Genomic DNA, 12,355 nt, shown 5'->3' on the forward strand with positions numbered 1-12,355 from the left:
GCGAGTCATGGTAAGGCCTCGATGGCCCTGTTGGCGACCATCACCCCCTGTTGGGGCAATCGGACCGGGGTGGCACCCCTCACACTCCGGGCCCGCTCGGTGAACGTCAGGTGTGCAGCTGTTGTGCCGCAAGGGAAATCGCGGCGTCCTGGATGGTCTCCTCGGACAACAGGACGGTGAGCGCCGCATCGCCGAGTGGAATGAAACTATCGTCGCTTGCCACCCTTTGGACGATCCCGGTGAAACTGTTGTCGGCCAGCGCGGTGATCACGCCCTCGGCGACGCCGCCGGTGCGGCGGGTCTCGTCGACGACGAGCACCCGGCCGGTGGCGGCGGCCTCGCAGAGCAGGTCGTCGACGGGCAGGGGAGCGAGCCAGCGCAGGTCCAGCACCCGGCAGGAGATGCCGACGTCCGCCAGCCGGCGGGCCACCCGCAGGCTCATCCGGACGCCGTTGCCGAAACTGACCAGGGTCAGGTCCGCGCCGTCGCCGTAGGTGCGTCCGCGTCCGATCGGCACGTGCTCCAGCGGCGCCGGGGCGAGCCAGCCGCCGTCGCCGTCGGAGTGCAGGTCCCGGGTGTGGTACAGGGCAATGGGTTCCAGGAACACCGACAGCGTGCCGTCGACATCGGCGGCGGCGACGCAGGTGCGCAGCATGGCGGCGGCGTCGTCGGGCCGTGCCGGCGAGGCGATCACCAGCCCGGGGATGTCCCGCAGCGCCCCGACGGCGTTGTCGTTGTGGAAGTGGCCGCCGAAGCCCTTCTGGTACCCGTAGCCGGCGATCCGCACGACCATCGGGTTGCGGTACTGGCCCTGGGAGAAGAACGGCAGCGTCGCGCCTTCGCCGCGGAGCTGGTCGGCGGCGTTGTGCAGGTAGGCCAGGTACTGGATCTCCGGCACCGGCAGCAGCCCGGACACGCCGAGTCCGAGCCCCAGTCCGAGGATGGACTGCTCGTCGAGCAGCGTGTCGAACACCCGCCCCGCGCCGGCCTGTTTCTGCAGCCCACGGGTCACGCCGTAGACGCCGCCCTTGCGCGCGACGTCCTCGCCGAACACGCACAGCCCCCGATACTGCTCCAGCAGCTGCGCCAGGGTCCGGTTGACCGACTGCGCGAACGTCAACGGCTCGTCCCAGTGCAACGGCTGCACACGCGCCTCGACCTGGGCCGGCCTTCGCGGCGCCAGCGGGGCGACGACCGCCTGCGCGCTGTCCAACTGGGGCCGTCGGGACGCCTCCTCGGCGAGCTCGCGCACCTCGGCGCGCTTGGCCTCGTACCGGTCGAGCACCTCGGCCGGCGTCAGGATCCCGGCGGCGATCAGGGTTTCCGCGGTGCCCAGCAGCGGATCCCGGGCCAGCCCGGCGGCGATGTCGGAACTGCTCCGGTACGCCACCTCGGCGTCCGAACCGGCGTGCCCCATCAGCCGCACGGTCGACAGGTGCAGGAACGCCGGCTTTCGGTGCCGCCGCACGTATTCCACGGCGGCGCCGGCGGTTTCCCGCGTCTGCACGAGATCGAAGCCGCTGGCGTGGAAGTACCGCAGGCCGTCCCGGCTGCCGTAGGCGCTCGCGATCCAGCCGTGTGGCGTCGGCACGCTGATGCCGATCCCGTTGTCCTCGCAGACGAACAGCAGCGGTAGCGGCAGGCCCTGATACGCCGTGTAGACGGCAGCGTTGATCGCACCGGCCGCCGTCGAGTGGTTGGCCGAGGCGTCGCCGAAGCTGCACACGGTGATCGCGTCGCCCGGCCAGGCCGACGGCACGCCGAGCTTGCGCGCCCGCTCGATCGCGAACGCCACGCCCAGCGCCCTCGGCAGGTGCGAGGCGATCGTCGACGTCTGCGGGATGATCGCGGCGTCGTGGTGGCCGAACACCTTGTGCCGGCCGCCGGCGATCGGCTCATCGGTGGCGGCCATCATGCCCAGCAGCACGTCCATCAGGCCGTTACGACCCAGCTGTCGCATCCGCTGCAGGTAGAACGCTCCGGAACGGTAGTGCAAGAGCGCCGGGTCCGTCGGCCGCAGCGCCGCCGCCACGGCCGCGTTTCCTTCGTGCCCGGACGAGCCGATCGTGTAGTAGCCCAGGCCGCGGGCCCGGAACTCGCGTGCGGCGAGGTCCAGGTGCCGGCTGCCCAGCTGGGCGTCGAACATCTCCAGCAGCCGCGGCCCGAGCGGGGCCGGCGGCCGCCGCCCGGGCGCCAGCGCCCGCACCGACGCGACGAAGTGCTCGTCGACCTGCTCGGTCAACGGTACGCACCGATCCCGGTGATCGCCTCGCCGAGCACCAGCGTGTGGATCTCGCTGGTGCCCTCGTAGGTCAGCACCGACTCCAGGTTGTTGGCGTGCCGCAGCACCGGGTACTCGGTGGTGATGCCGCTGGCGGCGAGGATGGTCCGGGCCTGCCGGGCGATCTCCAGCGCCGCCCGGACGTTGTTCAGCTTGCCGAAGCTGACGTGTGCGGTCTCGCACCGGCCGGCGTCCTTGAGTCGTCCGATGTGGACGGCGGTGAGGAACGCCTTCTCCAGCTCCAGTGCCATCTCCACCAGCTTCGACTGCGTCAGCTGGAAACCGGCGATGGGTCGGTCGAACTGCACCCGGGTCTTGGCGTAGTCCAGCGCCGTCGCGTAGCAGTCGCGGGCCGCGCCGACCGCGCCCCACAGGATGCCGAACCTGGCCTCGTTCAGGCACGACAACGGAGCTTTGAGGCCACGGCTTTCCGGCAGCACGGCGTCGGCCGGCAGGACGACGTCGTCCAGAACCAGCTCCGAGGTGATGGAGGCCCGCAGCGACAACTTGTCCTTGATGTCACGGGTGGTGAAACCCTTGGTGCCGCGGGGAACCAGGAAGCCGCGGACGCCGTCATCGGCGCGGGCCCAGACCACGGCGACGTCCGCGATGCCACCGTTGGTGATCCACAGCTTGCCGCCGTTGAGGACCCACTCGCCGTTGGTCAGTCTCGCTGTCGTGCGCATGCCGGCCGGGTTGCTGCCGAAATCCGGTTCCGTCAGGCCGAAGCAGCCGATCAGCTCGCCGGCGGCCATCTTCGGCAGCCACTGCTGCTTCTGCTCCTCGGAGCCGAACTTGTGGATCGCCGTCATGGCCAGGGATCCCTGCACGGACACGAAGCTGCGCAGGCCGCTGTCCACGGCCTCCAGCTCCATGCAGGCGATCCCGTACGCCGTCGCGCTGGCGCCGGCGCAGCCGTAGCCCTGCAGGTGCATGCCGAACAGGCCCAGCTCGCCCAGTTCCGGCGCCAGCTCCCGGGGGAAGGTGCCGTCGGCGAACCAGCGGCCCACGTTCGGCCGCACCTTCGCGTCCACGAACTGCCGCACCGTGTCCCGGATCAGCCGCTCCTCGTCGGAGAAGCCGTCGGCGACGCCGAGCAGGTCGATCGGGTCCATGTCAGTCCTCCAACCGGAACGCCAGGTCGGCCTGGGGCAGTTCGACCATGTCCATCTGGGCCTTCTGCAGCTTGCCGGCGTAGTCCCAGTTCATCGACTGCCAGCGGGTGAACTGGTCGAGCACCCACACGCCCGACTGCCGGCTTCCGTTGCCGGACAGGCCGTTCCCGCCGAACGGCAGGTGCGCCTCCGCGCCCGAGGTCGAGTTGTTCACGCTGATCATGCCGGCCCGGCAGCGCTCGCGGAACCGGAAAGCGTTGCTGGGATCGGTGGTGTAGATCGCGGCCGACAGGCCGTAGCCGTGGCCGTTGGCGAGGTCGACCGCCTCGTCGAATGTGTCGAAAGTGCCGACGCCGACCAGCGGACCGAAGGTTTCCGTGCGGTACAGGTCGTCCTGCGCGGTGACACCGTCCACGATGGTCGGGTGCACGAAGACGCCCCGCTCGGCATCGCCCACGAAACCCTTGCGGGGATTGGCATCGGTGATCCGACCGGTGCCGGTCGAGCCGTGCACCGTGTGGTGCGGCTGGACGAGGTCGAGGTACTGCTCGAAGCGTTCCGCGTAGCGGGTGTCGATCAACGGTCCGTAGAGGACGCCCTGGCTCGGGTCGCCGACGACCGCGTTCTCCACCGCCGTGACGAATCGGCTCAGGAACTCGTCGTGCACCTCGCGCTGCACGAAGACCGTGCCCAGCGACGTGCAGCGCTGGCCGGCCGAGCCGAAGCCGCTGAACAGGGCGCCTTCCACGGCCAGGTCCAGGTTCGCGTCCGCCATCACCACGAGCGGGTTCTTGCCGCCCAGTTCCAGGCACGGCGACTGCAGGTACCGCCCGCACAGCTCGCTGATCGCCCGGCCGACCTCCGTGGAGCCCGTGAAGCCGACCTTGTCGATCAGGCCGGCCCGGAGCGCCAGCTCCAGACCCGTGAAGGTCGCCTTGCCGTCGGCCTGAACCAGGTTCAGGACACCCTGGGGCACGCCCGCGTGCCAGGCCAGCTCCGCCAGCGCCTGGCCCACGGCCGCCGACAACTCCGCCGGCTTCCACACCACGGTGTTGCCGCACAGCAGCGCCGGCACCAGGTACCAGGACGGCACCGCCGCCGGGAAGTTCGCCGCCGTGACGATCGCCGTCACGCCGACCGGGACGCGGAAGGTGAACAGCTGCTTGTCCGGCATCTCGCTCGGCACCGTCTGGCCGTACAGGCGGCGGCCCTCGCCGAGGAAGAAGTCGCAGGTGTCGACGATCTCCTGCACCTCGCCCAGCGACTCCGCGTACGGCTTGCCGATCTCGCGGGTGATCAGCCGGGCCAGCGCCTCCTTGTTCGCCTCGACCAGCCGGCCCAGCCGGGCGATCACCTGGCCGCGGACCGGGGCCGGGATCTTCGCCCACTCCGGCTGCGCATCGCGGGCGGCCTGCGCGGCTGCCAGGACTGTTTCGGCCCCGGCCAGCTTCACCTCGGCGACGACGTCGTCGAGGTTCGCGGGGTTGCGGGAGAGGAGAACGCCGCCTTCGGCCTGCTGGTCGGGGACGCCGGCGACAACGGACGCGCACTTGTGCTGCATGGCTTCTACCTTGGCCAATCCGGTGTTCCACCGCCAACTCCGCGAGCCCTCGGGCTGGTGGGGTTAAGGTTCAGCAGCCCTGTAGCTCGGATCCCAGAGCCCTTTTCCTCCTGCATGTCGCTAGCGTGGGCCGCATGTTCGAGCTGATGGACGAGTGGGGCCCGGAGAAGGTCGTCTGCGTGTCCGACCCGCGGACCGGCATGAAGGGCGTGCTGGTCATCGACAACACCGCGCGCGGCATGGGCAAGGGCGGCACCCGGATGAGCCCGACGCTGTCCGTCGGCGAGGTCGCCCGGCTCGCCCGGGTCATGACCTGGAAATGGGCCGGCGTCGACCTGTTCTTCGGCGGCGCCAAGGCCGGCATCCGCTTCGACCCGTCGTCGCCCGACAAGGAAGCCGCCCTGCGGGCCTTCGTCCGACTCCTGTCCAACGAGATCCCTCGCGAGTACGTCATCGGCCTCGACATGGGGCTCACCGAGCGTGACGCCGCCATCGTGCAGGACGAGCTCCGGGATCGTGGGGCCGCCGTCGGCACCCCCGCCGAGCTGGGCGGTGTCCCTTACGACGAGCTCGGCGTCACCGGCTTCGGCGTAGCCGAAGCCACCGACGCCGTCTTCCCGCTTGCCGGTCAGCGGGTCGTCATCCAGGGCCTCGGCGCCGTCGGCCGCGCCGCCGCCCGGCGGTGTGCGGAGCTCGGCGCCACCATCGTCGCCGTCTCCTCGGCTCTTGGTGCCGTGCACGACCCGTCCGGCCTGGACCTGGATCGTTTGCTGGCCGTCCCCGGCGACGCCGCCGTCCTCGAATACTCCGGCGGGCAACGCCTACCCCTCGGCGCGGAGTTGCTGGTCCCCACCGACGTCCTGGCTCCTTGCGCCCTCCAGGACGTCATCGACGCGTCCCTCGCCTCCCGCCTGTCCTGCCGCTTCGTCGTCGAAGGCGCCAACATGCCCACCTCCGCCGACGCCCAGCAGGTCCTGGCCTCCCGTGGCATCCCCGTCCTCCCGGACTTCATCGCCAACGCCGGCGGGGTAGTGGCTGCCGCCTACGCCATGGACGCCCGCCACTCCGCCTTCCGCCCCGACCCCGCCGCCATCTACGCCACCATCTCGTCCAAGCTCCGCGCCAACGCCGCCACCGTCCTGGAGGCGGCTTCGACCACCGGCGCCACCCCGCACCAAGCCGCCCGCGCCCTGGCCGAGCAGCGGGTTCGCACCGCCATGGAACTCCGCGGCCGAACCCCCGTCACCCGGGATTAGCGGGACTTCGGGGCCTTGCCGGCCAAGGACCTCGCCGTGCTGCCGCTGATCGACCTCACGGTCCCGAGATCAGCGAACCCCAAACGCAGTGACTCACGCGGCTTCGACAGTGGTCGCGATGACAGTGCTCGGGCGGGGCATGGGTTCGCCGAGTTCGCGCATGACGTCAAGGTGGCCCTGGATGGCTTCCCGCATCTCCTGCAAGGTCTCCTCGGGGGTGTCGCCAAGGGCGACGCATCCGGGCAGGTCGGGAGACCACGCGCCGTAACCACCGTCCTCGGCGCGTTCGACGATGATCGCGAACGTGCTCACTGGGGCCTCCTGCCAAGTCCCGGTCGTTCGATGTAGCCGCCATCCGTCCGCCTCAATCAGCTTGATGATCTCGCTTAGTACGACAACGACAGGTCGTGATGTTGTCTCCGGTGGTGGCTAGCTCGGGCACGGGCCTGGCTAACCAACCGCCACCGTGACCAGTGCAGGATGTGATCGACGGTGTGGGCGGAACGGACCACGACCCGGTTCCATAACCGGCGAACCTCGTTGACCGACAACGGGATCACGGTCTGACCATCGCCAGCAACGGAGCCCCCTTTTCAACGGTTGGCCGTGTGATCACCAGGAACGCCAACGCCGTCATCGACAGCGTGACGTGCCGGTACCACGCCTGGTAACCCCGCGCCTGGTAGTGATCCAGACCGGTCTCGTTCTTCGCCGTCTGGAAACACTCCTCGATCGCCCAGCGGCTGCCCGCGACACGAACCAGCTCCGCCAAGCTGGTATCGGCAGGCCCGAAACACACGTAGTAGGCGATGTCGGTCGGATCGCTGACCGAACGCCGAGCCAGCAGCCAGTGCCCCCAACCCCGCCGGCGCAACGGCCGGATCTCCACCGCCGTCCAGTCCGACACCCGAGGGCCACGAACTCCGTCCCCGCAGCTGAGCCGCTGCCAATCTGCGTCCGCGACGTCCGCAATCATCCGCGCAACCCGGACCTTGGCCAAGTGCATCGACACCACCATCGCCGACTTGGGCACCGCCACCACATGCGGGACGTCCACGGTCTCCAACCACAGCCGGAACTTCGTGTCCTGCCCGTACAACTCGTCGGCGGTCACCCATCCGAACGGCACCTCCGTCGCGAGCGCACGCTCGATCATCCGGCGGGCCAGCACCTGTTTGGTCGCGAACTCCACCTCGTCATCAATGCCAGCCGCCCGGCACCGGTCACGATCATCGGTCCAGTCCTTGGGCAGATACAACTCCCGATCAATCAGCGCACGACCGCGTGGTGAGGCATACGCCAGAAATACCCCGATCTGCGAGTTCTCGATCCGGCCGGCAGTGCCCGAGTACTGCCGTGCGACTCCTGCGGAGTGGGCACCCTTCTTCAGAAAGCCGGTCTCGTCGACGATGAGCACCCCCTGCTCACCGTCACCGATGCGTTCCACAACCGCGGCACGCACGTCGTCACGCAAGCCATCGGTGTCCCACGCGTAGAAGTTCAGCAACCGCTGCATGCCTTCCGGCCCCGCATCCCCGGCGGCCTCGGCCAGCGTCCACCCGTTCTTCCGCTCGATCTCGGCGAGCAATCCCTTGACATACCAGCGCATCCGGCGCCGCGACTCCACTCGGGGGAACCTGCCGGCGAACCGGCCCAGAAACGCCTCGAAGCTCGCCGACCAGTCCGCCACCATCTCCGCCAACACAACAAGATCAACTACCAGAGTCCGGACCTAGATTACAACCTGTCGTTGTCGTATTAGAGGGTGTCTTACGTGGCGGCCTTGGCGAGCCTCTTGAAGCAAGTCAAGGCCGCCGCCAACGTCAGGAACGCGCAGAAGTGGTTCGCCTTGCGCTCGTACCGCATCGCGAGTCGGCGGTACCCGAACAACCAGGCGATCGTGCGTTCGATGACCCACCGGTGCCGACCCAGCCGCGCGCTGGACTCAGTGTCTTTGCGGGCGATCCGCACCGCGATCCCCTGCTCGCGTACCCACGCCCGTAACTCCTTGATGTCGTAGGCCTTGTCCGCGTGCAACTTCGCCGGCTTGCGCCGACGGGGACCACGCCGCGACTTCACTGCGGGGATCGCCCGCACCAACGGTTTGAGCCCGTAGGCGTCGTTGGTGTTGGCCGCCGACACCGCCACCGACAACGGCAGACCGGCCCGGTCGGACAGCGCGTGGATCTTCGAGCCCGGCTTGCCTCGATCGACCGGGCTCGGACCGGTCAACGATCCCCCTTTTTCGCCCGCACCGCCGCCGCGTCCACCACCACCCGCGACCAATCGATCAAGCCCTGGCCGCCCAACTCGTCCAAGACCGCCCGATGCACCCGTGGCCACAGGCCCGCTTTGGTCCACTCGGTGAACCTGCGGTGCGCGGTCGGCACTGTGACCCCGAACGACGGCGGTAGATGCCGCCAGGCGCAGCCGCTGGTCAACACGAACACGATCGCGGTGAACACCGCCCGGTCGTCCACCGGCGTCGTCCCACCGCCCTGCCGACGCGGCGTGAACTGTGGGACCAACGGCGCGACCAGTGCCCACAACTCGTCGGGCACCAGCCGCTGCGACAACGCATCCGTCACAACGTCTGATCATGGCAGCGGCCGAGCAAGATCCACGTGAGACGAGCTCTTACTTTCAACGGCACTGGTCAGCCCCGACGAGGTCCGCGGTCAGTAGCGCGAACACCAGCTGGTCCGCCTCGTCCGGCGTGAACACGACGATGACCTGCTGGTCGTCGGGCAGCAGCAGGTACAACTCCATGGGCAGGCGTTCGGCGTGCGGATTGACCCACCACTGGTGCGGGTGCACGCCGAGCAGCCAGTCGCCGTGTTCGGCGTGCCGGCAGGGGACGCCGAGGCTGTCGCCTTCGCGGAGGGCCTCGGCGAGCTCGTCGATGTGCCGGCCACGAACGGACACGGTGAACAGGGAAGTGCCGGTCAGGCGGATGGTGGCCATCCGGGAGCGGCGGTCGTGCCGGACGGTGGTGACGGTCGTGGTGCCGTCGGGAAGCCGGCAGGGAACTGTACGGGGAGCGAACATCGTTGCGCCTCAAGGGTTCGAATGCCATGGGCTGTTCGAACCCTTCGCGGGCCAACGCCTCGCCGCCCGTGCGCCGGGCTTGCCGCGATCCTAGCGGCTGGGCACCGGGTCGCGGTTGTCGATCACCCCGTCGGTTGACGCGACAACCTTCGAACGGCGTAGGTGCACCAGGGTGAAGACGGCGGTGACGAGGTAGGCGATCAGGTACTCGTTACGGGTGACGACGTCGCCGGACCAGTCGATCATCCAGATGCCGGTGCTGGCCCGCGCGCCGGGATCGTGCACGGGGAAGCTGACGGGCCACGCGAAGGCGGTGATGTACACGTACGCGGTCAGTACCCACATGGACGCCTTGCCGGTGGTCAGGGCCCGGTGCAGCGCGAACACGGCCAGCGGCACGAACCACACCCAGTGGTGCGACCACGAGTAGGGCGACACGGCGGTGGAGCAGAGCCCGATGACGCTGACGGCGAGCAGTTCCTCGCCACGCCGGTGCGCCAGCATGGCGGCGCCGAAGCCGAGGGCGCCGATGAGCAGCGCCAGCACGACCCACACGTTCTGGGTGGCCTCGGGCGGCGACACGAGCCGGGCCAGGAAACCACGCAGCGTCTGGTTGCCGGTCGACCACACGTCACCCACCCGGGCGACTTCGCTGAACTTCTGTCCCAGCCAGTAGCTGGAGGCGTCGTGCGGCTTGAGGACGAACCCCAGCGCGATGGTGCCGACGAAGCTGGCGAACGCCACGCCGGCGGCCTTGAACTGCCTGGTCAGCAGCAGGTACGGGATGAAGACCAGCGGCGTCAGCTTGATGCCGGCGGCGATGCCGACGCCGACGCCCATCCAGTTCGACTTGCGGGTGCGCAGCAGGTCGGCGACCACGATCGCCAGCAGCAGGACGTTGATCTGCCCCAGGTACAGCGTGGTCCGCACCGGCTCGAACATCAGCGCCAGCGCGGTGCCCAGCAGCACGATCCCGACGGCCGCCCGGTCCCGCCGGTAGCCCATCCAGCGCCAGCACCTCGCCACCGCGAACAGCAGCAGGAGCACCGTCACGACGGTGTACACGACCTCGGTGCCGACCAGCGGCAGCAGCGCCAGCGGGGCGAAGATGATCGCGGCGAACGGGGTGTAGGTGAACATCAGGCTGGCCACCAGCGGGTGGTCGTACAGCGGCCGCCCGTCCAGCACGGCCAGGCCGCCGGCCCGGTACACCTCCAGGTCGATCTGCATCCACATGCCGACCGGCCAGATGATCGTGCACACCACGAACCACGCCAGCACCGCCGCGATCAACCACGGCGTCGCCCGGCGCAGCCAGACCGGCACCGCCAGCGTCGGCGCGCCCTCGGTCGGCGTCCGCAGGAAAGAGTCGGCGACCCGGGTCCAGAATCCACGGGTGGTCTTCACGTCCGACACTGCGCTCCTTCGTGAAATGCCCACGATCGGGCGCTTGACCAGCCAGTTCGGGGATTGTCAACCACGGTAACACGGGCCGTCAGTACAGCGGCGAGTACCCCGGATCGACCCGGACATGCAGCACAGTGGGCCCGCTCGCCCCCACCGCCGCGGCCAGCGCCTCGTCCAGTTCCTCCGGGCGTTCCACCAGGCGTGATCGGCATCCCATGCCGGCCGCCAGCGCGCAGAAGTCCAGGCCACCGAGGTCGACGCCGGGCGCCTTGGCCACGCCGGCGCTCTCCGCCATCGACCGCAGCGCCGCGTACTGGGCGTTGTCCAGCACGACGAACGTGACCGAGGCGTGTTCCTTCGCGGCGGTCCACAGCGCCTGGATGCCGTACATCGCCGAGCCGTCGCCGACGACCGCGATCACCGGCCGCTCGGGGGCGGCCAGCGAGACGCCGACCGCGCCGGGCAACCCGTAGCCGAGCACACCGCTGGCGATCGTGAAGAAGCCACGGCCACGAGCCGTGATCGGGAGGTGTTCGCGCAGGTCGTTGCGGTGACTCGGCACCTCCTCGACGATCACGCCGTCGGCCGGCAGCGCCCGCCGGATCGCCGCCAGCACGTACGCGCCGGTCATCGGCACGGTCGCGGCGGGCGTCTCGGGCTTGAGCCGTTCGACCGACGCCGGCCGGTCCGTTTCCCGGACCAGCTCGTTCAGCGCGCGGATGGCTCGGCGCGGCGTGGACAGCAGCCCGGAGCCGGCCGGCGCCCAGGACAGGACGGTCGGATCGTCGTGCACGAGATGCAGCGGCGGCAGCTCCGGCCCGTCGGCCGGGGTTTCGACGTGGTAGACGAACGCGGGCGCGCCGATCACCAACACACAGTCGTACGCCCGCAACGTCTGCCGGAGCTGCCGGTCGGCCGGCGGCAGGAAGCCCGCGAACAACGGGTGGTCCTCGGGGAACGAGCAGCGCGACGACATCGGCGACGCCCACACGGCGGCCCGGGTGCGCTCCGCCAGCTCGATCGCGTCCTCGACGGCGTCGTCGGCGTCCACCGACGCCCCGACGACGATCGCCGGCCGCTCGGCCGCGTCCAAGGCCGTCGCGATCACCCGGATGGCCTCCGGGTCCGGGCCGAAGCCGGTGACCTGAGGACGTGACGGAACGTCAACTCCGGGCTGATCCCAGTCGTCCACCGGCACTGACACGAAAACCGGACCTTGTGGCGGCTGCGTCGCCATCTGCAGCCCTCGTGCCAGCGCCGCCGGCACGTCGGCGGCCCGCGCCGGCTGCGCGCTCCACTTCACGTACGGACGGGGGAACTGCGGCGCGTCGACCGCGCCCAGGAACGGCTCCCCGTTGAGCAGCGACCGCGCCTGCTGCCCGGCGATCACGAGCAGTGGCGACCGGTTGCGGAACGCGGTCACCAGACTGCCCAAACCGTGGCCGACACCGCCGGACGAGTGCAGGTTGACCACCGCCGGGCGGCCGCTGAACTGGGCGTATCCGTCGGCCATCGCGACCACCGACGATTCGTGCAGGCCGAGCACGTATCTGAAGTCGTCCGGCCAGTCGGCGAGAAACGGCAGCTCGGTCGAGCCGGGATTGCCGAACACCGTTGTGCAGCCCCAGCTTCGCAGCAGATCCCGCGTCAACTCCCGGACGGACGCCATGATCTTCAGTCTAACCTC

10 protein-coding genes are annotated in these 12,355 nt (G+C 69.6%); 1 reads left to right on the forward strand and 9 read right to left on the reverse strand.

Going from position 1 to position 12,355, the window contains the following annotated elements; all coding sequences use genetic code 11:
* Positions 1-106: 106 nt before the first annotated feature.
* From BJ998_RS32150 to BJ998_RS32160, 3 genes are read right to left on the reverse strand one after another with little or no spacing between them, the layout of a single operon-like run.
* A complete protein-coding gene (locus BJ998_RS32150; protein ID WP_184867072.1) occupies positions 107-2,242 on the reverse strand; it encodes a thiamine pyrophosphate-dependent enzyme in 2,136 nt (711 codons plus the stop codon).
* Positions 2,239-3,396 (reverse strand): acyl-CoA dehydrogenase family protein, encoded by a 1,158-nt coding sequence (locus BJ998_RS32155; RefSeq protein WP_184867073.1) that lies wholly within the window; start codon positions 3,394-3,396, stop codon positions 2,239-2,241. The genes BJ998_RS32150 and BJ998_RS32155 overlap by 4 nt, the downstream gene beginning before the upstream one ends.
* Before the next feature lies 1 nt (position 3,397).
* On the reverse strand, positions 3,398-4,957 hold the full coding sequence (locus BJ998_RS32160; protein ID WP_184867074.1) for an aldehyde dehydrogenase family protein: 1,560 nt from the start codon (positions 4,955-4,957) through the stop codon (positions 3,398-3,400).
* A gap of 134 nt (positions 4,958-5,091) precedes the next feature.
* On the opposite strand from BJ998_RS32160, the gene BJ998_RS32165 reads away from it, so the two are divergent.
* Positions 5,092-6,213, forward strand: coding sequence for a Glu/Leu/Phe/Val family dehydrogenase (locus BJ998_RS32165; RefSeq protein WP_184867075.1), 1,122 nt, complete (start codon positions 5,092-5,094; stop codon positions 6,211-6,213).
* Between the two features lie 93 nt (positions 6,214-6,306).
* Here the strand turns inward: BJ998_RS32165 and BJ998_RS48745 are convergent, their stop codons facing one another.
* The 6 genes from BJ998_RS48745 to mdlC form a co-directional block, all read right to left on the reverse strand.
* Positions 6,307-6,525, reverse strand: coding sequence for a type II toxin-antitoxin system HicB family antitoxin (locus tag BJ998_RS48745; protein ID WP_184867076.1), 219 nt, complete (start codon positions 6,523-6,525; stop codon positions 6,307-6,309).
* 244 nt (positions 6,526-6,769) lie between these two features.
* On the reverse strand, positions 6,770-7,906 hold the full coding sequence (locus tag BJ998_RS32175; protein ID WP_425558910.1) for an IS701 family transposase: 1,137 nt from the start codon (positions 7,904-7,906) through the stop codon (positions 6,770-6,772).
* Positions 7,907-7,983: 77 nt separating this feature from the next.
* Positions 7,984-8,801 (reverse strand): IS5 family transposase gene (locus BJ998_RS32180; RefSeq protein ID WP_184857770.1). Its coding sequence is split into 2 segments (ribosomal slippage): positions 7,984-8,459 and positions 8,459-8,801, totalling 819 coding nucleotides; the frame shifts between segments, so codons are not numbered across the junction.
* Positions 8,802-8,856: 55 nt separating this feature from the next.
* Positions 8,857-9,261 carry a hypothetical protein gene (locus BJ998_RS32185; RefSeq protein ID WP_184867077.1) on the reverse strand — a complete coding sequence of 135 codons (405 nt, stop codon included), beginning with the start codon at positions 9,259-9,261 and terminating at the stop codon, positions 8,857-8,859.
* A 90-nt stretch (positions 9,262-9,351) separates the two neighbouring features.
* Positions 9,352-10,668, reverse strand: a complete 1,317-nt coding sequence (locus BJ998_RS32190; protein WP_184867078.1) for a glycosyltransferase 87 family protein — start codon at positions 10,666-10,668, stop codon at positions 9,352-9,354.
* A gap of 88 nt (positions 10,669-10,756) precedes the next feature.
* Positions 10,757-12,337: a benzoylformate decarboxylase gene (gene mdlC / locus BJ998_RS32195; protein ID WP_184867079.1), complete on the reverse strand. Its 1,581-nt coding sequence runs from the start codon at positions 12,335-12,337 to the stop codon at positions 10,757-10,759.
* Positions 12,338-12,355 lie beyond the last annotated feature (18 nt).

This window comes from Kutzneria kofuensis, from assembly GCF_014203355.1.
GTDB classification, from domain to species: domain Bacteria; phylum Actinomycetota; class Actinomycetes; order Mycobacteriales; family Pseudonocardiaceae; genus Kutzneria; species Kutzneria kofuensis.

What these genes read in the sequence shown, in the direction of transcription:
- BJ998_RS32155 (WP_184867073.1), bottom strand. Translation starts at nt 3,396, where the DNA reads ATGGACCCGATCGACCTGCTCGGCGTCGCCGACGGCTTCTCCGACGAG.
- BJ998_RS32160 (WP_184867074.1), bottom strand. Translation starts at nt 4,957, where the DNA reads ATGCAGCACAAGTGCGCGTCCGTTGTCGCCGGCGTCCCCGACCAGCAG.
- BJ998_RS32185 (WP_184867077.1), bottom strand. Translation starts at nt 9,261, where the DNA reads ATGTTCGCTCCCCGTACAGTTCCCTGCCGGCTTCCCGACGGCACCACG.
- BJ998_RS32165 (WP_184867075.1), top strand. Translation starts at nt 5,092, where the DNA reads ATGTTCGAGCTGATGGACGAGTGGGGCCCGGAGAAGGTCGTCTGCGTG.
- mdlC (WP_184867079.1), bottom strand. Translation starts at nt 12,337, where the DNA reads ATGGCGTCCGTCCGGGAGTTGACGCGGGATCTGCTGCGAAGCTGGGGC.
- BJ998_RS32175 (WP_425558910.1), bottom strand. Translation starts at nt 7,906, where the DNA reads ATGGTGGCGGACTGGTCGGCGAGCTTCGAGGCGTTTCTGGGCCGGTTC.